The sequence below is a fragment of the Angelakisella massiliensis genome (assembly GCF_900104675.1).
GTDB classification, from domain to species: Bacteria; Bacillota; Clostridia; order Oscillospirales; family Ruminococcaceae; genus Angelakisella; species Angelakisella massiliensis.
The window spans coordinates 153,961-175,110 of sequence record NZ_LT629944.1 but is presented as its reverse complement, the minus strand read 5'-3'; the positions used below and the strand labels follow the sequence as shown (position 1 = coordinate 175,110).

Sequence of the window (21,150 nt, the reverse complement as noted above, 5' to 3'; positions counted from 1 at the left end):
GGGTGAGCAAAACATTTTATCAGCAGTCCTCCGATTACCTCTCCTGTGTGCCTGAATTTTGGCGGCGGCTGCCTCAGATTCAGGCTATTGCGGGGGCCTGCTGCCAGGAGCTGGACCGGAGGTTAGAAAGAGCAGGCCGGATCATCGACAATCGGTTCCCCTCCACAGTAAATGAAGAGGGCGCGGCCAGATGGGAGCAGCTGTTGGGTTTGACGACTCCACGGGATGGAACGCTGCAGGGCCGAAGAGATCAAATCCGAGCATGCCTGATGAGCAAGCCCCCCATCAATCTTCGTGCTCTTGAGGTGATCATTGAGGCGTACATGGGAGTGCAGGTACAGATGGAGGTGGAGAATTACCTTTTGTCCATTACCTATCGCGGAGAGATCCGCCAGAAGGATCTGGCACCGCTGATGGAAACCCTGTACCGTCTGATCCCTGCCAACCTGTTGGTACAGATTGCCTATGCCTATCTTATCTGGGATGAGCTGGATCAGCAGAATCTCACTTGGGATCAGCTGGATGCCAAGGGCCTTTCGGTGGAGGAGCTGGAAATGGGAACATGGGTGACAGAGCAGAAAACTACTTCATAATAGAAAGGAGAGAGGATTTTGGCAGAAATCGTAACCCTCTTTGAAGGAAATGAGGCGGTGAGCCGGGAAAACTGGAACAACCGTCTGACACAAATTAACCAGAATGCTGAAACCCCCGCCGGCGCTCAGGAAAAGGCCGATGCGGCCAAGGCTGCGGCCATTGCCGCCAGCGACCCCAAAGGCAGCGCCGCCGCTGTTTCATCCGGCGTCACCGGAGGAACCATCAAGGCCGCTAAAGCCGCCGCCGCTGATACCGCCGCCAAGCTGACCACCAAGCGAACCATTGCCCTCAGCGGAGGCGCTACCGGCACCGCCACTGGCTTTGACGGCAGCGCTAACATCTCCATTCCTGTAACGGGATTGGATATAAGCAAGGCCACAGCCGGTACCTTGCCGGTGGCAAGAGGTGGAAGCGGCCTGACCGCCGCCCCTTCTCTGCTGGTGAATCTGGCATCCACCACCGCTGCCGGTATCTTTTCGGCGTCTCCCCGGCCGGGAGTGACCGGTACCTTGCCGGTGGCCAGGGGCGGCACCGGGGCCACCAGTCTGAGCAATATCACTGTGGGCAACGCCAGCAAGTGGGGCAGCTACAGCATCTGGAAAGGCACCCAGGCCCAGTACAACGCCCTGAGCAGCAAGAGCAGCACCACGCTGTACTTCATTGTGGGGTGATGAGATGGGGCTGAATATCGGAACGGCGGGGCTGGATAACCTGATGTTGGGAAACCAGGAAGTAGATAAAGTCATGCTTGGAACAACGGAAGTGTGGAGTAATAACAAATGGGCAACACAGGTGTTTTATTCTGACGAATCAAAGATCATATCTCTAGATCAAGACACCATGACAATTATAAAACAAGTTACAAATAATGTTATGACACCAGCCCCGTACAGCGTTAAATGCTATGACATATCCGGCAGCTATAAAAAATTAATTCTAGGAAGGTGGAACGGTACATCCAGTTACGGTAACTATGAGCTTAATCCGGATACACTTAGCGTATCAAGCGGCATCATCCAGATGGAAGCTTCCGTCATAGCTTCCATGAGATCGTCTAGGGGAAACTTTGGCGGAACGTTAAAATACTTTTGGTTTATAGCAACGGATAACGCCAGAGATGAGGTAGCGCATGTATTCGACTCCCAAACATATTCACATATCGTATCGACTAGTAGTAATACTCGGTATTTTAGAGGTGAGCCGGATGGTTTTTTAAATAATGGTTATACGATAGCCGAACTGGAAGATAATGACGGCGCTAGTTATCATTGTATATATAAGCACGAAATATCTGCAAGTGGCGTAACTTTTTTGGCTTCTGTAGATGATGCGAGACAAAGTTCATCTACAGGCGGAATGTTCGGAACATCCAAAAAATTATTCAGCGGAATAGATGATGCATATGTAGAGCATGATCCGCAATCCATGACGATTATCAAAACGGGCACATTTCCAAATGGAATAGATATCAGCAGACTAAATAAGGCTGGAATAACCGGAATGAAATAATGAAAGGAGTATAAATTATGAAATACCTATATACAAACATCCAATTGGGAGACTTGCTGGAGGTAAACGGAATCATCCACTGGGAACAGCTGGGTTTTTCCATCAAGAGCGTCCGCAGCAGGCAGATTCAGGGCGAAGACAGCAGCGGAAATTTTATCAGTCTGCTGCCGGTGGAAAATGAGGCGGTTTTGGCGGAGCATATCGCCAGGGTACAGCTGGAATCCTCAGAGTTTGTCCGGATTGTGGGCGATGAGGAATATGAGACGGTCAAAGCAGACATTCTGGCGGTGCGCCAGGTCCGAGAGGAGGCCGCCGCACTCACCCCAACCGATGAGGACCTGTACCGGGCTTCCGTCCTCAAGCTGCTCACCGAGATCAAAATGAATGGACAGGGAGGAACAGACAATGTTTGAACTGATCAAAAAGTATTACCGCATGGGCATTTACACTGACAAGGACCTGGAAACCTTTGTGGCGGCGGGACAGATCACCAGGGAGCAGGCAGACGAGATCCGGAAGGAGACTGCCTGATGAGCCAATGGATGGAACGTTACTGGCTGGAAGTCATTTTTGCAGGAGCACTGACCGGCCTGGGAATATTGCTGCGTCGGATCAACCGAAAGCTGGAAGAGTGGATGCGGGAACATGAAGCACTACAGCTGGGAATGCAGGCGCTGCTGCGGGACAGGATCATCTGGGCGTACAATCATTACATGGAAAAGGGCTGCTGTCCTATATACGGACAGGAAAACATACACGCAATGTACGCACAGTACAAAATTTTGGGCGGAAATGGTGCGGTGACCAAGCTGGTGGAAGATTTGGAGGATCTTCCGGCTTCGGTGGGCAGCCGAGGCGGTGGAAATCAGGATCAAACCTGAAAGCATAAAATGAAGCGTGACCCGACAATGCCGTCGGGCCCGGAAAGGAGCATAACTGTATGAATTTTGATGTGGGCGCTTTGAGCGCATATTGGGCCCCCATGATCGCGGGGATCTGCCTGTGTGTGGGAACTGTTGTGAAAAAGTGGCTGTCGGATGTGGACAACAAATATATCCCTACCATCAACGCGCTGACGGGACTGCTGGTCTCTGTCTGGATGGCAGGCTGGACCGTGACGCCGGAGGTGGTCCTCACAGGAATGTTCAGTGGTTTGGCATCCACAGGTTTATATGAAGCTTTTCGCAACCTGTTGGAAAAAAAGGAGAAATGACCCATGGGTAAAAAAATTTATCTTTCCCCAGAAAGACGGATTGCCCCTCATGGAAAATATTGGGGCATGGAGCTTTATGAGCATGATCTGTGTGGGGATATCGCCCAGAAAACCGGCGCGGCGCTGACCAAAGCTGGATTTCAGGTGAAGGTGCAGGATGATCCCGCATTAACCATGGAGGCCCGGGTAGCGGAAGCGGTGAAGTGGGGAGCGGACTGTTATCTGCCTATTCATACCAATGCCAGCACCAACGGTACTAAAGAGGGAACCGCCCGGGGACCGCTGGTACTGGCCTACAACCATCCCACCAGCCTGGCGGCCTGCAAAGCAGTCTACGAGGCGCTGCTGGAAATCTATCCTGAAAAAAGCAAGGGACGGGGCGTACAGATCAACAGTACCTTCTATGAGATCATTCGTACTCCCATGCTGTCTGTTTATCCTGAGATTGCTTTCCATGACAATGGTGTGGATGCCAAATGGCTGTCTCAGAATCGGCAGGCCATCGCAGAAGCGCTTTGCAAAGGTCTGTGTAACTATTATGGGGTGCAGCAGGGGAATGAACCTGCCCAGGACCTTCTCCAGGAGCTGGAAAGAGAACGGGCGCTGCGCGCTTTGGCAGAAGAAAAATTGGCACGAATCCAGCAGATCTTAGACTGAAATAATCACTGTTTTCCAGCAGACAGTTGAATAATTGGGGAAAATAGAGGAGTAAAGGGGTGAAAGGCACTGGATGGGAGAGCTTACAGTCATGTGATGGAAAAAGATACGGCCTGCCGATGCCGCATCTCTTGACTTCGGTGGCGCGCTCTTTGTACCTGCCAAAGACTTTGGGCTTTTTTCAGCAGTTCTTTCAATATGCGAAAATGTTTTTTTCTGGAAAAGAAATAGCTTTGAAGGCAGCTTTTATGGTATCATGATATTGACCAAGGTTCCGGCTGATAAAGATGCAAAAAGAAAGGAGCATGGACATGAAACAACTGCTGAAAGCTGCCCGAGTATACCTCAGACAGATGACGCTGTGGGATGTGGGACTGTTGAAACTGTGCTTGTGCGCAATGGGAGTGATCATCGGTACATTCGCGCCAGCCGGAAAGAAACGGATCATTCAGGCAGGAGCAGGGTTGATTTTTGTTGTGACCTATGTTCCGCTGATGATTCGCTTCTTTGCCGCACTGGGCAAGGGAATTTCTTTTGACCAGTAATGAGAAATAAATGAAAGCGGTGGTTCCCTGGATCAGTCTGACCCTCGGGAGCCGCCGCTTTTTTTGTTGCATTATTGTTTTGCATACGGAGAAATCAATCATCGCGAAAAAAGAGTGCTGGGCCAAAATGCAGCTTTGCTGGGGCTGTATGTAAAACGGATGACTTCAGTGCTGCGTACCATTGACGGATGCCGGCAGCCAAAAGCGAAGGCGGCCGGGAAGTATTTTAGCCTCCAGATGAGATACCAGGCAGGTCTCCCCATCCATACAAAAGGTGACAGGTTGAGAGAATTCTGCCTTGATTTGCCGACATTGCTGGTAGCGGATCAGTTTTGTCAGAGCCGGGTCTTCCAGATGCTTTCCTTTCTGATAGCAGGGCAGAAGGCGAAAGATCGTTCTTCGATCCAGAAGCTGTACCATACATAAATCCAGTAATCCATCGTCCGGCCTGGCCTTGGGAAGTCCATGAAAACCTCCGCCATAGTAGCCGCCGCTTCCCAATGCCAGCAGCATAAGCTCCAGATGTTCCGGCTCTCCACCGTCGATGGAGATGGAGGCGGAAATGCCCTCAATTCGGATCAGATTGCGAAGAATGGATAATAAATAAGCCCCTGAGCCGCTTACCAGTGGCAGCCGTTTGAAATACTCCTTATCCCGTGCCACATTGGCATCCAAACCTGCGTTGCATAGATTTACCGCCAGAGAGCCATTGACCTCAATCAGATCCATGACCGACGTGTGCCCGGACAGCTGGGCTTCCACAGAGGAGAAACCAAGGCCTGGAAAATTGCGGACAAAGTCGTTTCCGCTGCCCTTGGGAATCACACCCAGGGCGGCGTTTGGAAACCCGTCCAACCCTGTTACCATTTCCTCCAAGGTACCGTCTCCACCGCAGGCGAAGAAAACCAGCTCCTCCTGGGGATGAGAGGCACAGTATTGAGAACAGAAAAGCGCAGCGTCGCCTGTACCTGTAGTCAGGTGGATCACGGGGCGGTTGGAAATGCCTTCAAAAGCCCTGCGGATTTCCCGGATCAGCTGGGCAGATGGGTCCCGTTTGCCGGCAGCAGGATTGATCACAAAAATAAACTCCATCAACAGACTCCCCTTATACGGTTTTTAGGGTTTATGATAAAATTTGAAAGATCAGCCACAACAATAACAAATGAACCGGATAGAAGCTGTAAAAAAATCGTTTCCAACTTCTGCCCCGACGGCCATTATAAAAATGCAATGGAACCAGTGCGGCAATTCCAGCCAGCTGCACCGGCCAACCATAAATGACACTGAATAAAATGCAGTTGATCACCAGAATACCACCGGCAGAAACAGGCTCCTGTCGTTCCAGCGCCAAGAAGAGGAGCACAATGGTGGCAACTCCCAAAAAACCATAGTCTACCGCAAACATATCGGCGGCGACCAAAGGAAGCAGTGAGAAAAATCGTCGATTCCCCTGCAGCTGCCACAGACGAATGGCCAGGGCTCCAAGAAATAAGGTGAAGAAAATGTTCTGCCCGGAGGGGGAGAAAATGGTGCCGAAGCAGAAAAGATCGAAAGGAATTTCTGAGATGATTCCACAGCATAGCAAACGCTGTATATAAGCGTCCGGATCGTGGGTTTTGCGGCAGCTTTCAGCGGTGAGAAAGGCAAAAATGGGAAAAGCCAGTCTCCCAACAGCCCGAAGCAGGATGCTTTGAGGGAAGAACAACATTCCCACATGGTCCAGGGTCATGGAGATCACAGCCAGAATTTTAAGGGAAAAGGTGGTCAATCATAAAGCCTCCTTGAAAAATGGACAGGTAAAAGCCATCAGCGGAATTTTTTATGGCGTAGCGATTTCATCAGTACACAGGTAAGTAACTTCTGGTAATGCGGCAAAAAGGGTTCTGTATGGTATGGTTTTCCTAGCATGATTTACAATACACAAGCAGAGCGCTGTGAAATGAAAACACGACAATCTTTTTTCAAAAATCAGATCCGCACAGTACCTTTTTATCTCCCCTTGGCAGACGGCGTTTTCCTCACAGGGGCGATGAGGTATATTTGTTTGTTATTATATCATATCGCCGGAGCTTTGGAATCACCTGCCTGGATATCATTGGCGGATAATTTCTTCAGGGAGAGGATGCTTGTGCCCTTCTCCGGAACTGCCGCAGCTGAAACAAACAGTATCAGCAAGATGCACTGTGCTGCCGGCGATTGACAGGAAAAAAGCTTTTTGGTAAAATAAATAAGAATTGTCGGCACAAGCCGGCCACACCGGCAGGAAGCCGGTTTTTCCCCCACGCTACCGCCAAAGAGGCGGCATATCACTGAAATAACAGTGCAGAAGGCTGTTTTGCCTGTCCCCGAGGGACGGGTGAAATGGCCTTTTCTTTTTTGCTTTGTTTTATGGCAGAGGAAAGAAATGAAGGAGGAAAGCCTGTGCTTTTGGAACAGATTGAGGCAGCCTGGACCGGCAGCCAAACCAATGATACAGCCATGACCGCCTGGTGGGACGGAAGGGCGGCCAGCTTTGCGGAAAACTCCCGACAACTGCCCCGGCGGGAAAACAGCCTTACAGTCCGTCTGTTGGAGGATGCCGGGATGATCAAGCCTGGCGGCACCGCTCTGGATGTGGGCTGCGGGGCGGGAAGATATTCCTTTCTGCTGGCAGACCGGGGGATGAAGGTCCATGGGACGGATATTTCCCCGGAGATGATCCGGTTTGCCCGGCAGCGGGCAGAGGAGGAAGGAAGCACGGTCACCTTTTCTGCCGACAACTGGCGGCAGGTGGAGCTGGCACAGCGGGGATGGGAAAGAGCCTTCGATCTGGTGCTGGCCAACACCACTCCGGCCATCTGCTCCGCCGAAACCTTCCGCAAGCTGTCCCGTGCCAGCCGGAACTGGTGCCTGCTGACCAAGCCCACCCGCCGGACCAATTCGGTGCTGGATCCTCTGCGGCAGCTGATCGGGGTGGATACCGACCTTGCCCGCCCCGATGAGGAATTGGCCTATGGGTTCAGTCTGCTGTGGTTGGAAGGATATTGTCCCCGGTTGGATTATGAGGTGCAGCATTGGAACCATGTGCTGCCCCTGGAAGAGGCGATTTCCTTTTACACCCGCCGCATGGCTACCTTTGGGCAGCTGGATGGGGAGAAAGAGCGGCAGATCGCCGGATATCTGGGGAGTATTGCCAGGGATGGTATGGTGGAAGAAGAAACGGATACCACCATCACCGCACTGTACTGGCAGGTAAAATGACAATAAGGGAGAACTGACAGATGAACAAGGAACTTTGGGATAAAGCGGTGGCCTTTCACGGCCATCAGTGCCCGGGACTGGCCATCGGTGTCCGGGCGGCGATAATTGTGTTGGAGAAATTTGCTGCTGATCGGGCGGAGGACGAGGAGTTGGTTTGTGTCACCGAAAACGACGCCTGTGGTGTGGACGGTATTCAGGCCATTCTCAGCTGTACCATGGGTAAGGGAAATCTTCTCCTGCGCCCCACCGGCAAGCAGGCATTCAGCTTTTTTGAGCGAAAAAGCGGGCGCACCCTTCGCCTTTACCTCAAGCCTCTGCCGGAAGAGATGACTCGGGAGGAAAAGATCCGCTACATTCTGGAGGCTCCAGCTGAGGAAGTGTTCACCTTCGGCAAGCCTTCCTTCCAGCTGCCCGAGCGGGCGCGGCTGTTCCGTACCGTCATCTGTGAACAGTGCGGCGAAGGGGCGCCGGAGCACAAGATTCGCCTCCAGGATGGGAAAAAGGTCTGCCTGGATTGCTTTAAAGATTACAGCCGGGGCTGGTAAGGAGAGAAAGCGTGAAAAAATTTTCCAGAACCATTTCACTCATTGCAGCGGTTGTGCTGACCCTCTCCTGCTGCGGACAGACTTCGGTTCCAGCCACATCCTCCGCCGTCTCTGTTCCCGGTGAGGAAATCGCCTCAGCAGGACAGCAGGCCACCCGCACTGTCACCGACCTGATGGGTCGCCAAGTGGAGCTTCCCCAGGAGATCGACTCGGTCATCTGCACCGGTTCCGGCGCTTTGCGGCTGGTCTGCTACGCCCAGGGAGCCGATCTGGTCACCGGCGTGGAGGATACTGACAAGAAGCGGCAGATTGCCCGGCCGTATAACTATGTCTATTCCCCTCAATTTCAGGACCTGCCCAGCATCGGCAAGGGTGGGGGCAGAGGGTATACCGCCTATGAGGAGGAGATCATCTCCCTCCAACCGGATGTGATCCTCACCGCCTACACCAGCGACGCGCTGGAAGAGTTGGCAGCAAAAACAGGGATTCCAGTGGTATCCATCGGCTACCAAAGCAATCTCTTTGACCCCTCCGTATCCCAGGCCCTCACCCTGGTGGGCCAGGTGCTGGGACGGGAGGAGCGGTGTGCCCAGCTGGTGGAGGCTATGGAGGAAATAAAGCAGGACCTGGCGGAACGGGCCAAGGACATTCCCCAGGAGGAAAAGCCTTCCGCCTATGCCGGAGCTGTCACCTATTCCGGCGGCCATGGCTTTGGGGGAACCTACAGTAATTTTGGCCCCTTCACCGCCATCGGAGCGGTAAACGTGGCGGACGGCATCCGTCAGGAGGGGGGCTTTGAGGTGGACCTGGAGCAGATTCTGGCATGGGACCCGGACGTGATCTTTCTGGACCCGGCCAATATGTCTTTGGTTCAGGATGAATATGCCAAAAATCCCGCCTATTTCCAGTCTCTCCGGGCGGTGCAGGAGGGGAAAGTTTATGCTCTGCCCTGCTTCAACCAGTACGCCACCAATATTGAAATCGCCATTGCCGACGCCTATTATGCCGGAAAGGTGCTGTTCCCGGAGCAGTTTGCCGATGTGGATATGGACCAGAAGGCGGATGAACTGCTGGAACTGTTTTTAGGCGCAGCCTTTTACAGCGAGATGAAGGAGGCGGGTCTGTCCTTTGAACCCATCACCATTGGCCCATAACCCTTCCCCCATGGGGGAGTACCGGCGCTATCTGGGCCGGAAGATATTGCTGCTGGCAGCTTTGGCGCTGGTACTGGTGGGGGCGGTGCTGGCCTCCATCCTGGCCGGTTCCTCCGGGCTGACCCTGGGGCAGGTGCTGGCGGCTCTGGTTGGCCGGGGTACAACGCAAACCTCCACCATCGTTTGGAATGTGCGGATGCCCCGGATCGCCGCAGCTGTGGTGGTGGGCTGCGGTCTGGCTGTGGCGGGCTGTGTAATGCAAAGCGTCCTCCACAATCCTTTGGCCTCCGCTTCCACTCTGGGGGTCTCTCAGGGGGCTTCCTTCGGGGCCACGGTGGCAATCGTCTGTCTGGGAGCGGGAGCCCAGCAGGGCAGCTCTACCAGCGGCACCATCACCATTTATAATCCCACACTGGTGACCTTCTGTGCTTTCCTTGGGGGGATGGTGACGGTCTGTGTCATTCTGGCCCTCTCCCGGGTGCGGATGTCCACCCCCGCCACCATGATACTGGCTGGTGTTGCCCTTTCCTCTATGTTTACCGGCGGCGCTACCCTGGTGCAGTATTTTGCCGATGATGTGGTGCTGGCTTCGGTGGTCTACTGGACCTTTGGAGACCTGGGGCGGGCCGGCTGGAACGAAACCGGACTGATTTTTCTGGTACTGCTGGTGGCTTTCGCTTACTTTTTGCTCCACAGCTGGAGCTATAACGCTCTCCAGAGCGGCCCTCAGACAGCCAAAAGCCTGGGGGTGCCGGTGGAACGGCTGACCCTGGTGACCATGACCCTGGCGGCCCTTTTATCGGCAGCGGCGGTATCCTTTGTGGGGATCATCAACTTTGTGGGCCTCATCGCGCCTCACATGGTCCGGCGGCTGGTGGGCAGCGACCACCGCTTCCTCCTTCCTGCCTCGGCACTGGCGGGGGCCAGTGTGCTGCTCCTCAGCGATCTGCTGGCCCGGGTGGCGGCCTCCCCCATGGTGCTGCCCATCGGCGCGGTCACTTCTTTTCTGGGAGCGCCGCTGTTTCTCTATCTCATCTACAAGGGGGCGAAATGAATGCTTTCGGTGGAAAATCTCACCTTCGGCTATACCGCCTCCCGTCCTGTGCTGGAGGGAGTGTCATTTGAAGCTGCGAAGGGGCATTGCACCGCCATTCTGGGCAATAACGGCGCGGGCAAAAGCACCCTTGTTCAGTGCCTGTGTAAGATTCTTACCCCAAAGTCCGGCAAAGTGCTGCTGGATGGACAGGATCTGCTGGCCTGCTCCCCCCGACAGATTGCCCGGCAGGTGGCCTATGTGGCACAGTATGGAGAAGCCGCCCGTTTCACAGTCTTTGATACGGTGCTACTGGGACGCAAGCCCTTTATCCGCTTTTCTCCCACGGCGGAGGATTACAGGGTAGTGGAGGAGATTCTGGAGCGGATGGAGCTGACGGACCTTTCCATGGCCTATCTGGATGAGCTTTCCGGTGGGCAGAGGCAGAAGGTGCTGCTGGCCCGGGCTCTGGCTCAAAAACCCCAGGTGCTGCTGCTGGACGAACCTACCAGCAGCCTGGACCTGAAGAACCAGCATGGGATGCTGGCTCTGGTTTCACGGCTGGCCCGGGAGGAAGGATTGACTGTACTGCTGGTGATCCACGACCTGAATCTGGCCCTGCGGTACTGTGACCGCTTTGTCCTGATGGAACATCATGGAGTTCGGGCACAGGGAGGCGTGGAGATCATGACCGGAGAGCTACTCAGCCAGGTGTACGAGATGCCGGTGACAGTGGAACAAAGCCACGGCTTTCCAGTGGTGGTGCCGTTGTCACCCGTTCAATCATTGGCCTCCTGAGAACCTCAATCTCTGAAAGGAGACGCAACAGATGGAACTTTCTGAATTTTTCGCTGAAAATCCCACTGTCGCCCTGGGCTTTTCCGGGGGTGTGGATTCCGCTTTTCTCCTGTGGGCAGCCCTCCATTACGGCGCCCAGGTGGAGGCTTATTATGTCAAAACCCCCTTTCAGCCCCGGTTTGAACTGGAGGATGCCCGGAAGCTGGCCGGTCAGCTGGGGGCTAAGATGACGGTGCTGGAGACCGATGTCCTGGATCTGCCCCAGGTGGCCTGTAATCCCGGGGACCGGTGCTATCACTGCAAAAACGCCATTTTCAGCCTCATCCGGCGGCAGGCGGCGGCAGACGGATGGCCGGTACTCATAGACGGCACCAATGCCTCCGATGATGCCGGTGACCGCCCGGGAATGAAAGCCCTGCGGGAGCTGGAGGTCCGTTCCCCTCTCCGGGAATGCGGCATCACCAAAAAGGAAGTGCGCCGGCGCAGCAGGGAAGTGGGGCTGTTTACCTGGGACAAGCCCGCTTATGCTTGTCTCGCCACCCGGATTCCTACGGGGAGGACCATTACCCACAGCCTCCTGGAGCGGGTGGAACAAAGCGAGGATGCTCTGTTTCAGTTAGGCTTCACCGATTTCCGGGTCCGGGTGCTGGGAGATGCGGCCCGACTTCAGCTGCCGGAGGACCAGCTGCAAACTGCCCTGGACCGGCGGGAGGAGATTCGTGCGGCACTGGCTCCGGCCTTTTCCCAGGTATTGCTGGATCTGGAACCGAGAAAAAAGGAGGGAGAGTAAAGTGACCCAAAAGGAAACGCTGAACCTGTTGGAGCAGGTGAGTGCCGGAGAACTTTCCCCCCAGCAAGCGCTGCTCCAGCTGAAAATGGAGCCCTTTGAGGAGCTGGGTTTTGCCAAGGTGGACCATCACCGGGGCCTGCGTCAGGGAGCCGCCGAGGTGATTTATGGCGCGGGCAAAACCCCGGAGCAGATCAGAGCCATCGCCCAGGCCATGACCGACCGGGGAGAGAAAGCAATCCTTATCACCCGGATGGCGGTGGAAGCGGCGGAGCTGGTGGGAAAAAGCCTTCCCCTGCGATACGACCCTCTGAGCCGGGTGGGGATTGTGGGCCAGATGCCCGAGGCTGATGGCATCGGAAAGATCGTGGTGGCCACCGGAGGCACCAGCGATATGCCGGTGGCGGAGGAAGCGGCTCTCACCGCTGAGGTGCTGGGCAATGAGGTGGTGCGGCTGTACGATGTGGGGGTGGCGGGACTCCACCGGCTGCTGTCCCACATGGAGGAGATCATGAGCGCCCGGGTCATCATCGCCATCGCTGGAATGGAGGGGGCCCTTGCCAGCGTCATTGGAGGGCTGGCGGATTGTCCTGTCATCGGCGTCCCCACCAGTGTGGGCTACGGCGCCTCCATGCACGGCCTTTCCGCCCTGTTATCCATGCTCAATTCCTGTGCCAGCGGCGTCAGCGTGGTGAACATTGACAACGGTTTTGGTGCGGGTTATCTTGCCAGTATGATCAACCATATGGAGGGAAAATAAGATGAAAACGCTGTATCTGGAATGTAATATGGGAGCTGCCGGCGATATGCTCACCGCCGCCCTCCTGAAGCTGGTACCGGACAAGGAAGCATCCCTGGCCCGGATCAATGCCATGGGCCTGCCCGGTGTGGAGGTGCGGGCGGAGCCGTCGGTGAAATGTGGTATCACCGGTACCCATGTTACCGTCACCGTGGATGGCCAGGAGGAAGAAAGCTGCGATTTCCATCATCATGACCATGAACATCCCCATGATCACGAACATCCCCATGATCACGAGCATCCCCATGATCACGAGCATCCCCACGATCACGAGCATCCTCACGACCACGAACATCCCCACGATCACGAGCACCCCCACGATCACGAGCACCCCCACGATCACGAGCATCCTCACGACCACGAACATCCCCATGATCACGCTCATCCTCATGACCATGAGCATCCCCATCTTCACACTCATCCTCACGGTCATGGCCCCCATAGTCATTCCCATGCCGGTCTGGAGGAGATCCGTCATCTCATCGGTCACTTGCAGGTGAGTGGTTGGGTCAAGGATCAGGCACTGGCGGTATATAAGCTGATTGCCGAGGCGGAAAGCCATGCCCATGGGGTGCCGGTGGGATATGTTCACTTCCACGAAGTGGGCGCCATGGATGCTGTAGCCGATGTGGTAAGCTTCTGCCTTCTGATGGAGGAGCTGGCCCCGGAGCAGGTGGTGGTTTCCCCGGTTCATGTGGGAAGCGGTCAGGTCCGCTGCGCTCATGGTATCCTGCCGGTTCCCGCTCCGGCCACCGCCCATATCCTTCAGGGGGTTCCCGTTTATGGCGGCGCGGTGCAGGGAGAGCTGTGTACCCCCACCGGCGCGGCGCTGCTGCGGCATTTTGCCACTTCCTTCGGTTCCATGCCGGTGATGACCATTTCCGCTACCGGCTACGGGATGGGCAAAAAGGACTTTGAGTGGGCCAACTGTGTCCGGGCCCATCTGGGCAATACCGATGGGGAAGGGGACCAAGTACTGGAGCTGAGCTGCAACCTGGACGACATGACTCCAGAGGCGCTGGGATATGCCCAGGAGCTGCTGATGGAAGCGGGAGCGCTGGATGTTTTTACCACTCCGGCGGGGATGAAAAAGAACCGCCCCGGTGTACTGCTTACCTGCGTCTGCCGGGATGGGGAAGGAAAGAAGTTTGCGGACCTGATGCTCCGGCACACCACCACTCTGGGAGTGCGGGAAAAACAGTGCCGCCGCTATGTTCTGCTCCGGGAGATCCTTACCCGTTCCACTCCTTATGGAGAGATCCGGGTAAAAGTGGCCCAGGGGGACGGCTTTACCAAATCCAAGGCGGAATATGAAGATGTAGCCCGGGCGGCCCGGGAGCATGGTGTTTCCATCAGCCAGGTGCTGGAAGCGCTGAAATAAACGGTCACAGCCGGTGAAATCTAATGGGGTTTTACCGGCTGTTTTATCATAATGGTGAGGAATTTTATCTGTGCTCCATCTTTGTAAAGGAATAGGAGCTGCTGGATATGCATAGGAATGTACAAACAACCAAACGGGAAAGGGCAACAGCATAGCGGCTGTGCCTCAAACAGCCGGAGATACCAGCAGAAACAGAAATCTTCCGGGAATTTCTGAACGGACAGTATCTTTAACAAGATTTTACCTTAGAGGGTGAGAAGAATTTTCCCGTCCGCGATACAATAAAAACAGTCAAACATAGAAATGCAGAGAGGAGCGTTGGCCGATGTGTGCTCAAATAACAGGTACGGGCTTCTGTCCCGATAACTTGCACCCCTCTCTGCAACAGGTTAAAATCAGCCGGAACTTTCAATGGGGCAGGCGCTGCTGCTGACTGCCCTCAGAAGGTCCGGCTGTTTTTGTTTGTTGATTTTCTGTGGGTATGATTCCATCTTTGAAAGGAGCGTTTTCCTATGATCCCCTGCAAAAATACCTGCCCGGATTATTTTGAGGGCTGCCACAAAACTTGTGCCAGGTGGAGAACCTACCAAGATCAGAACCGGCTCCGCCGGCAGGCTCAGAAAGCCTACCTGGAGTATCATACCCGCCGGTGCAACGCAGTCATCCGTCAGTGCCAGGCGGTATCTGCCAGACCGGTTATCCGGTAAGCAAGGTATATACGAAAGTCAAGCTGCGGCAGAAACCAATGAAAAGCGGGCAAAGAAAAAACTTTTGACTTTTCGTATGTCCTGCTGGAGAAAAAAGCAGCGAGCGGCTTTGTCCGGCTTTACCCGGACCAATAGCGAGCGGGCAAAACTGCCTGTGCCGGGACAGGGGCAGAGCCTTTCCCTTCCGCTCGTTCCCTTAAAACTGAAAGGTACCAATTAAGACCGTGGCAGGTACTGTTTCAGCCTAACCAGATCGCTGCAGCCGGGGCGATGGGTTTCCAAAGGGTTGCGACCCTTTGGACGTATCCCCCTTTCTCGTCTCTTCCTCGGATTTTCCCGCAAACCAAAACGGACCCTTCCCAATTCATCCGGGAAAGGCCCGTTTTAACTTTTTGCAGCGCTTACCGCTCCATTTTTTCCAGCAGCCGGAGGATTTCATCCAACTTCTGCTGCTTGGCCTGTTCGTCGCCGCTTTCCATGGCCTGGGCAACGCAGGACTCCATATGTGCCCGGACTACCTCCCGGTTGGCTTTGCGGAGGATGGCTTCGGCAGCCAGAATTTGATTGGCGATGTCGATGCAGTACTGATCTTCATCGATCATCCGCAGCACCCCATCCAACTGCCCCCGGGCGGTTTTTAACAGACGGCTGACCTTTTCATGGTCCGCTTTCATAGCCTCTCCTCCTTATTGGATGGAGATGACGTCATAACCGGCCTCGGTAACGGCGTCGGTGAGAACCTGGTCGCTCACCTCTTTGGTGAGGGTGATAGTAGCGCATTTGGCCGCCAGATCCACAGTGGCGGAAACGCCGTCAATAGCATTCAGGGCTTTTTCCACACGGGCGGAGCAATGGCCGCAGGCCATACCTTCAATGATCATTTTCTTTTCCATGGTAAAAGTTCCTCCTTGTAATTGCTCATTGGATGATGATTGTTTTATTTCTTCAGAGACAGCGCAGACCGTCTCCTGAGGAGCAGAATCAACTGGGCAGCTCCCATTGCAAGCGGCGGCAGGGGCCTTTTCCCGGGAAGCGGAATCCACCGGGCAGGCTCCGCCGCAGGCGGCAGCGGGGGCGGCCCATGGAGCCTTGAACAGTTTTAACCGCAGGGCATTGCTCACCACACACACCGAGCTCATGCTCATAGCGGCGGCGCCGAACATGGGATTGAGCTTCAGCCCCAGGGAGAGATAGAAAACGCCTGCCGCCAGGGGGATGCCAATGGAATTGTAGAAGAAGGCCCAGAACAGGTTCTCCTTGATATTGCGGATGACTGCCTTGCCCAGACGGATAGCGGTAACGCAGTCCAGCAGATCGCTGCGCATCAGCACCACATCGGCGGATTCAATGGCGATGTCGGTACCAGCTCCGATGGCCACACCTACATCGGCCCTGGTGAGAGCGGGAGCGTCATTGACCCCGTCGCCCACCATGGCCACTTTATGGCCCTCCTCCTGGAGACGACGGACATGAGCCTCCTTGTCCTGGGGCAGGACCTCGGCGATGACCTGTTCCACGCCCACCTGACGGCGGATGGCCTCAGCGGTACGGGCGTTGTCTCCGGTGAGCATCACCACATGGATTCCCGTTTTTTTCAGCTCTTCAATTGCCTTCTGGCTGGTGGGCTTGACCACGTCCGCTACGGCAATAATACCTAACAGCTTGCTGCCTGAGGTGAAGAACAGGGGCGTTTTTCCTTCCTCTGCAAAAGCCTCTCCCTTACCAGCAAGGCTTTCCAGAGAAATCCCGTTCGCCTCCATCATTTTCAGATTTCCTGCCAGCATGGCCTGGCCTTCCACCGTGCCCAGAACACCCTGACCGGCTACGGCAGAGAAATTTTCCGCTTGGGGTAAAGTCAGATTTTCCTCAGCGGCCTTGGCCACCACAGCGGCGGCCAGAGGATGTTCGGAAGGCTTTTCTATGGCGGCGGCCAGCCGCAGCAGCTCTTTACCATCCACTCCGGGAGCAGGGAGGATATCAGTGACGGCGGGCTTGCCCTGTGTAACGGTACCAGTCTTATCCAGCACCACAGTATCGATCTTGTGGATATTTTCCAGGCTCTCGGCGGTTTTGTAGAGGATGCCCAGTTCCGCGCCTTTTCCGGTACCTACCATAATGGCAGTGGGGGTAGCCAGCCCCAGAGCGCAGGGGCAGGAGACGACCAGCACCGCAATTCCGGTGGACAGAGCGTGTTCCAGGGAATAACCCATTGCCAGCCAGATGAGGGCAGCGGCCAGCGCAATGGTCATGACTACCGGTACAAAAACGCCGCTGATACGGTCCGCCAGCTTGGCGATGGGCGCCTTGGAGCTGTTGGCATCCTCCACCAGCCGTACGATCTGAGCGAGGGTGGTGTCTTCCCCAACCCGGAGGGCCTGGAAGGTGAAGTAACCCGACCGGCTGACAGTGCCGCCGGTGACCCGGTCGCCCGCCGCCTTTTCCACAGGCAGGCTTTCACCGGTGATGGCGGATTCATCCACAGCAGCGGAGCCCTCCAGCACCACGCCGTCTACAGGGATGCTTTGCCCGGTGCGCACCACCAGTACATCCCCGGCCAGTACCTCCTCCACCGGCACTTCTTCCTCCACGCCGTCCCGAAGACGGGTGGCGGTTTTGGGCGCCAGGTCCATCAGTTTGGCGATGGCGTCGGAGGTGCGGCCCTTGGAGCGGGCTTCCAGGAATTTTCCCAGAGTGATGAGGGTGAGAATGGTGCCTGCGGATTCAAAGTACAGGTCCATGGAGTACCGGGATACCAACGCTTCGTCCCCATGGCCCAGCCCCCAGCCAATGGCGTAGATGGCTGCTATACCATAGATGACAGCGGCAGAAGAACCCACAGCAATGAGAGAATCCATGGTGGGACTGCGGTGGAATAGGGCTTTGAAGCCGTTGATATAGTATTTGCGGTTGATGTACATAATGGGCAGCACCAGCAGCAGCTGAGTGAAAGCGAAGGTGATGGCGTTGGCGTTGCCGTGGAAAAATTCCGGCAATGGCAGACCCATCATATGGCCCATGGAAACATACATCAGGGGAATCAGAAAAAGAAAGGACACTTTCAGCCGCAGTTTCATGGAGCGGATCTCCTGGGCGGCAGTGTTTTCATTTTTAGAAACGGCAGCGGCCTTTTTGGTGGCAGCCAGAGAAGCGCCATATCCGGCATCCACCACCGCGGCGATGATGGTGTCGGCAGAAGAAACGGTATCATCCCAACTGACCTGCATGGAATTTTGAAGCAGGTTCACCGTTACCTGAGAGACGCCGGGTACCTTCTGCACCGCTTTTTCCACATGAGCGCTGCAAGCACTGCAGGTCATGCCGGTAACATTGAATTTTTGTTTGTTCATGGAAAAGCTCCTTTTCACTCTTGAGGCTCCCAACAAATCACCCCCACCCTGGGGGGGTGTCACTGACGAGCTTATTGTATCCTGAATGAGTATATTTGTCAAGAGAAAAAAGAAATTTGCTCATGGGAAGAAGTGCTGCGTGAAAGAGAAAATCAGCCTCGCCAAATGCATGATATCAATAAAATAAGAATCTTTTTGAATGCTCGGGAAAGGATTTCTGTCTCTTGATTTTCCGCTGCATCAGTGGACAAAACATTATCTGACAAAAGAAAAAAGAAACCTTCTGCAGCAGATCATTTCTGTAAAATCAACCGGCCGATCTGCTGCCTGCTGCAGGAGAGATGTGATAAAATGCCCCAAAAGAAATTGATTTCACACCAATTACTCCCAAAAGAAGATCTCCTCCACCCCAAGTCCCAGCTGCTTTGCAATTTTCATCGCAAGCTCCAGGGAAGGGTCATATTTGTCATTTTCGATAGCGATAATGGTCTGGCGGCTGACCCCCAGCAGTTTGGCAAGATCCTCCTGGCGCAGTCCTGCTTGTTTTCTCAGCTGTTTGACGATATTTTTCATGGGCTTATGCCTTCACCAGGAAATAGGTACCCGCCGACAGGATCACTGCTGTGACCACAATGGAGAGGATGATGGACCGCAGCAATAGATTGGGCTGACGGTATTCTTCGTCTCCCTCCACCATCTTCTGTTTCAGCCCCATTTGTACAAAGCTTTGCACACTGACAGCGGCGCAAAGAATCAGGGAAGGAAGAGGATTGTGCTTTGCGCCATACGCGAGGGTCTGCCAACTGTTAAAAAGCGTCCATCCGCACAGCATCAGCAGTGCGACACGATAGCCCCATTCTTCTGAACGAAGTTGAATGCTGCGCTCCATTTCATCCATTTTTTTCATTGGGATAACCTCCTGACGCAAAATGTTAAATATACTTTACATTTTGAGGATACAGGAAAAAGAAGAAAATGTCAAGAGCTCTTAATATTAATTCCGCGAAAATGCGGTTGACAGATGTTTGCATATCTCCAACGGCGGATTCCAGTATCAATCATGGGGACAGATACTTGTGAAAAGCAAAAAGCCATGCCCCGCTGCGAAGCAGGACATGGCCATTTTTGCTATTGCGGATAGAATCAAACCTCCACCATCAGTTCCATCAGGGGAGCGTGCTGCTGGGCGCCGTAAACATCGGTGTCCAGGGAGGTGCCGGAGGAAATGGTCCGGGCAAAGGTGATCTTGAAGCCCAGAGCCGGGTCAAAAAAGACAATGTTGGTGATCCGGTCCGGGGTGATGCCGTAAAGCCGGGAGACCAGCTCCTTGTTGATGATGCCGCTGTTTTTGATTTTCTCGTAAATGGCAGCGTCATCGAAGAGGCAGTCCAGAGTGATTTCAAAGGGGCCGCTGTTCTTGGAACGGAGAACTTTGGCCACATCGTACAGGCGCTTTTTCATTCTTTGTCGCCTCCTGTTCTCATTTCCAAGGGGAACATTTCACAGCCGTCCCGAACTTCCATCAGATGATAGACCGAGAACTCATACACAGGACCGAAGGGAACATCGCTGGGAGCAAAGGGAAAGGCAAGATTTCCGGCGGTGGACTTTCTGCCCTCGTAGCCATAGTGGAGGAAGGTGGAACGGACGGTGGCACAGATGGCGTTTGCCCGCTCCTGGCTGTCTGCCAGCACTTCAAATACCACACCCACTTCATGGGGCAGGTCATCCCTGCGGGGCTCCAGTTTGCCCATCACACCATCGATGCCGTAGTTGAGGAAGTGAATACGGAAGGAATCCTGGGGCAGCTCCTTGTAATAGTTCCGCACTTGCTTTTCTACCAGAGCCTCCACCTCTTCCAGTCTGCCAATGAGGAGAGGATCGCGGATGCCCGCTACCACAAAGGTACGATAGGCTACCTGCATGGCGCCTTCCAGCTTGATGTAGTATGGATCGGTGGTATGGATGCGGCTGCCGGTGACAAAGACGCTGCGGCCGTCTTCCATCTGGGTAAAGGTGCACTGTTCCAGATCCAGCACAATGCCGGGACCATGGAGCAGGTAAGGATGATCCTTTTCATAGAAGGTGTGGGCCGCTACGGAAGTACAGGTGCAGCGGCGCTCGCTGGAGAGGGGAGTGACCACAAAGCCGTCCTCCCGGATAGTACCCAGCATACAATCCTTGGTAGTGCCGGGTTCGGCGCACAGGGCGGCGCACTCCAGGATCTTTCCGGCATGATAGCCGTAGGCCAGATTGAAGCCATGGAAAGCGGCCACAGCGGCGAAGGGGGAGGGATCGTAGGCACGGCCGCAGAGAATGATGTCAGCGCCGGTCTCCAGCGCCTTGACGATAGGCTCATGACCCATCTGAGCCACCACAGCGGTGGTGCGCTCCAGGCGCTCCGCAGTCAGTTCCGGTACCGCCATCCCCAGAGGAGTGACTTTGCCTTCCGCCAAACGCTGGGCAACTACTTCCTTGGGAATATCACCCCAGACAACAGCCACTTTTTTATCTTCATAGCCGTTTTCCTGGAGAATTTCCCGAATGATACTCCAGGTCCACTCCACATGGACCCGCCCGCCGGAACCACCTGCGGAACCGATGACAACAGGGATGCCGGCCCTGAGACCATTGAGGATCATGATCTCCAGGTCTTTTTTACAGGCCTGGCGGCTGACGATAGCCACCCCGGCCCCCAGCTTGTGAGGACCGGCGTCGGTGCTTCCGGCATCTACCACGATGGCGTCGGGATGATGCTCCATTCCTGCCAGGAAGGAGCTTTCAGGATAACCGTAACCCAAAATCCCACAGGGGGAAAGGATTTTCAGCTCTTTCATATTA

Annotated in this window: 28 protein-coding genes; 20 read left to right on the top strand and 8 right to left on the bottom strand. The window is 54.8% G+C overall.

Going from position 1 to position 21,150, the window contains the following annotated elements; genetic code table 11:
* Positions 1–2: 2 nt before the first annotated feature.
* The 10 genes from BQ5383_RS01205 to BQ5383_RS01170 are packed head-to-tail and all read left to right on the top strand — an operon-like array spanning position 3 to position 4,518.
* Positions 3–593 carry a putative phage tail protein gene (locus BQ5383_RS01205; protein ID WP_172724569.1) on the top strand — a complete coding sequence of 197 codons (591 nt, stop codon included), beginning with the start codon at positions 3–5 and terminating at the stop codon, positions 591–593.
* Between the two features lie 18 nt (positions 594–611).
* Positions 612–1,265, top strand: a complete 654-nt coding sequence (locus BQ5383_RS01200; RefSeq protein ID WP_071428993.1) for a phage upper tail fiber protein — start codon at positions 612–614, stop codon at positions 1,263–1,265.
* Between the two features lie 4 nt (positions 1,266–1,269).
* Complete coding sequence (locus tag BQ5383_RS01195; RefSeq protein ID WP_071428992.1) at positions 1,270–2,103, top strand: hypothetical protein; 834 nt, start codon at positions 1,270–1,272, stop codon at positions 2,101–2,103.
* Positions 2,104–2,120: 17 nt separating this feature from the next.
* Positions 2,121–2,516 carry a hypothetical protein gene (locus tag BQ5383_RS01190; protein WP_071428991.1) on the top strand — a complete coding sequence of 132 codons (396 nt, stop codon included), beginning with the start codon at positions 2,121–2,123 and terminating at the stop codon, positions 2,514–2,516.
* A complete protein-coding gene (locus BQ5383_RS19780; RefSeq protein ID WP_076944419.1) occupies positions 2,509–2,634 on the top strand; it encodes an XkdX family protein in 126 nt (41 codons plus the stop codon). Before BQ5383_RS01190 ends, BQ5383_RS19780 begins: the two co-directional genes overlap by 8 nt.
* A complete protein-coding gene (locus BQ5383_RS01185) occupies positions 2,634–2,984 on the top strand; it encodes a hypothetical protein (RefSeq protein ID WP_071428990.1) in 351 nt (116 codons plus the stop codon). Before BQ5383_RS19780 ends, BQ5383_RS01185 begins: the two co-directional genes overlap by 1 nt.
* A 59-nt stretch (positions 2,985–3,043) precedes the next feature.
* The gene (locus tag BQ5383_RS01180; protein WP_071428989.1) at positions 3,044–3,316 is read left to right on the top strand and encodes a phage holin family protein; all 273 of its coding nucleotides are present in this window, start codon (positions 3,044–3,046) and stop codon (positions 3,314–3,316) included.
* A gap of 3 nt (positions 3,317–3,319) precedes the next feature.
* Positions 3,320–3,973, top strand: coding sequence for an N-acetylmuramoyl-L-alanine amidase family protein (locus BQ5383_RS01175; RefSeq protein ID WP_071428988.1), 654 nt, complete (start codon positions 3,320–3,322; stop codon positions 3,971–3,973).
* A 59-nt stretch (positions 3,974–4,032) separates the two neighbouring features.
* Positions 4,033–4,233 carry a hypothetical protein gene (locus BQ5383_RS20520; protein WP_139193311.1) on the top strand — a complete coding sequence of 67 codons (201 nt, stop codon included), beginning with the start codon at positions 4,033–4,035 and terminating at the stop codon, positions 4,231–4,233.
* 51 nt (positions 4,234–4,284) lie between these two features.
* Positions 4,285–4,518, top strand: a complete 234-nt coding sequence (locus BQ5383_RS01170; RefSeq protein WP_071428987.1) for a hypothetical protein — start codon at positions 4,285–4,287, stop codon at positions 4,516–4,518.
* 165 nt (positions 4,519–4,683) lie between these two features.
* Here BQ5383_RS01170 and BQ5383_RS01165 read toward each other — a convergent pair whose 3' ends face one another.
* Together BQ5383_RS01165 and BQ5383_RS01160 are read right to left on the bottom strand one after the other, a co-directional pair.
* Positions 4,684–5,610: a diacylglycerol/lipid kinase family protein gene (locus BQ5383_RS01165; RefSeq protein WP_071428986.1), complete on the bottom strand. Its 927-nt coding sequence runs from the start codon at positions 5,608–5,610 to the stop codon at positions 4,684–4,686.
* A 31-nt stretch (positions 5,611–5,641) separates the two neighbouring features.
* The gene (locus tag BQ5383_RS01160; RefSeq protein ID WP_071428985.1) at positions 5,642–6,286 is read right to left on the bottom strand and encodes a TraX family protein; all 645 of its coding nucleotides are present in this window, start codon (positions 6,284–6,286) and stop codon (positions 5,642–5,644) included.
* 171 nt (positions 6,287–6,457) lie between these two features.
* Here BQ5383_RS01160 and BQ5383_RS20515 point away from each other — a divergent pair, with 171 nt between their 5' ends.
* From BQ5383_RS20515 to BQ5383_RS01110, 10 genes are all read left to right on the top strand, one after another.
* Positions 6,458–6,718: a hypothetical protein gene (locus tag BQ5383_RS20515; protein ID WP_139193310.1), complete on the top strand. Its 261-nt coding sequence runs from the start codon at positions 6,458–6,460 to the stop codon at positions 6,716–6,718.
* Positions 6,719–6,939: 221 nt separating this feature from the next.
* Entirely contained in the window at positions 6,940–7,758 is an 819-nt protein-coding gene (locus tag BQ5383_RS01150; protein WP_071429865.1) for a class I SAM-dependent methyltransferase, read from the top strand.
* 20 nt (positions 7,759–7,778) lie between these two features.
* Positions 7,779–8,303, top strand: a complete 525-nt coding sequence (locus tag BQ5383_RS01145) for an FmdE family protein (RefSeq protein WP_071428983.1) — start codon at positions 7,779–7,781, stop codon at positions 8,301–8,303.
* Positions 8,304–8,314: 11 nt separating this feature from the next.
* Positions 8,315–9,457, top strand: coding sequence for an iron ABC transporter substrate-binding protein (locus BQ5383_RS01140; RefSeq protein ID WP_071428982.1), 1,143 nt, complete (start codon positions 8,315–8,317; stop codon positions 9,455–9,457).
* A gap of 10 nt (positions 9,458–9,467) precedes the next feature.
* Positions 9,468–10,511, top strand: a complete 1,044-nt coding sequence (locus BQ5383_RS01135; RefSeq protein ID WP_071429863.1) for a FecCD family ABC transporter permease — start codon at positions 9,468–9,470, stop codon at positions 10,509–10,511.
* Positions 10,512–11,288, top strand: a complete 777-nt coding sequence (locus tag BQ5383_RS01130) for an ABC transporter ATP-binding protein (protein WP_071428981.1) — start codon at positions 10,512–10,514, stop codon at positions 11,286–11,288.
* A 31-nt stretch (positions 11,289–11,319) separates the two neighbouring features.
* Entirely contained in the window at positions 11,320–12,078 is a 759-nt protein-coding gene (gene larE / locus BQ5383_RS01125; protein ID WP_071428980.1) for an ATP-dependent sacrificial sulfur transferase LarE, read from the top strand.
* A 1-nt stretch (position 12,079) separates the two neighbouring features.
* Positions 12,080–12,835, top strand: a complete 756-nt coding sequence (larB, locus tag BQ5383_RS01120; RefSeq protein ID WP_071428979.1) for a nickel pincer cofactor biosynthesis protein LarB — start codon at positions 12,080–12,082, stop codon at positions 12,833–12,835.
* A 1-nt stretch (position 12,836) separates the two neighbouring features.
* Positions 12,837–14,255, top strand: a complete 1,419-nt coding sequence (gene larC, locus BQ5383_RS01115) for a nickel pincer cofactor biosynthesis protein LarC (RefSeq protein WP_071428978.1) — start codon at positions 12,837–12,839, stop codon at positions 14,253–14,255.
* Positions 14,256–14,767: 512 nt separating this feature from the next.
* Positions 14,768–14,962 (top strand): hypothetical protein, encoded by a 195-nt coding sequence (locus BQ5383_RS01110; RefSeq protein WP_071428977.1) that lies wholly within the window; start codon positions 14,768–14,770, stop codon positions 14,960–14,962.
* Between the two features lie 401 nt (positions 14,963–15,363).
* Here the strand turns inward: BQ5383_RS01110 and BQ5383_RS01105 are convergent, their stop codons facing one another.
* From BQ5383_RS01105 to BQ5383_RS01080, 6 genes are all read right to left on the bottom strand, one after another.
* Positions 15,364–15,636 (bottom strand): metal-sensing transcriptional repressor, encoded by a 273-nt coding sequence (locus BQ5383_RS01105; RefSeq protein WP_071428976.1) that lies wholly within the window; start codon positions 15,634–15,636, stop codon positions 15,364–15,366.
* A 12-nt stretch (positions 15,637–15,648) separates the two neighbouring features.
* Positions 15,649–18,309 carry a heavy metal translocating P-type ATPase gene (locus tag BQ5383_RS01100; protein WP_071428975.1) on the bottom strand — a complete coding sequence of 887 codons (2,661 nt, stop codon included), beginning with the start codon at positions 18,307–18,309 and terminating at the stop codon, positions 15,649–15,651.
* A 381-nt stretch (positions 18,310–18,690) separates the two neighbouring features.
* Entirely contained in the window at positions 18,691–18,882 is a 192-nt protein-coding gene (locus tag BQ5383_RS01095; protein ID WP_071428974.1) for a helix-turn-helix transcriptional regulator, read from the bottom strand.
* A gap of 4 nt (positions 18,883–18,886) precedes the next feature.
* Complete coding sequence (locus BQ5383_RS01090; RefSeq protein ID WP_071428973.1) at positions 18,887–19,216, bottom strand: hypothetical protein; 330 nt, start codon at positions 19,214–19,216, stop codon at positions 18,887–18,889.
* A gap of 236 nt (positions 19,217–19,452) precedes the next feature.
* Positions 19,453–19,770, bottom strand: a complete 318-nt coding sequence (locus BQ5383_RS01085) for a DUF4387 domain-containing protein (protein WP_071428972.1) — start codon at positions 19,768–19,770, stop codon at positions 19,453–19,455.
* Positions 19,767–21,146 (bottom strand): acyclic terpene utilization AtuA family protein, encoded by a 1,380-nt coding sequence (locus BQ5383_RS01080; RefSeq protein ID WP_071428971.1) that lies wholly within the window; start codon positions 21,144–21,146, stop codon positions 19,767–19,769. The genes BQ5383_RS01085 and BQ5383_RS01080 overlap by 4 nt, the downstream gene beginning before the upstream one ends.
* Positions 21,147–21,150 lie beyond the last annotated feature (4 nt).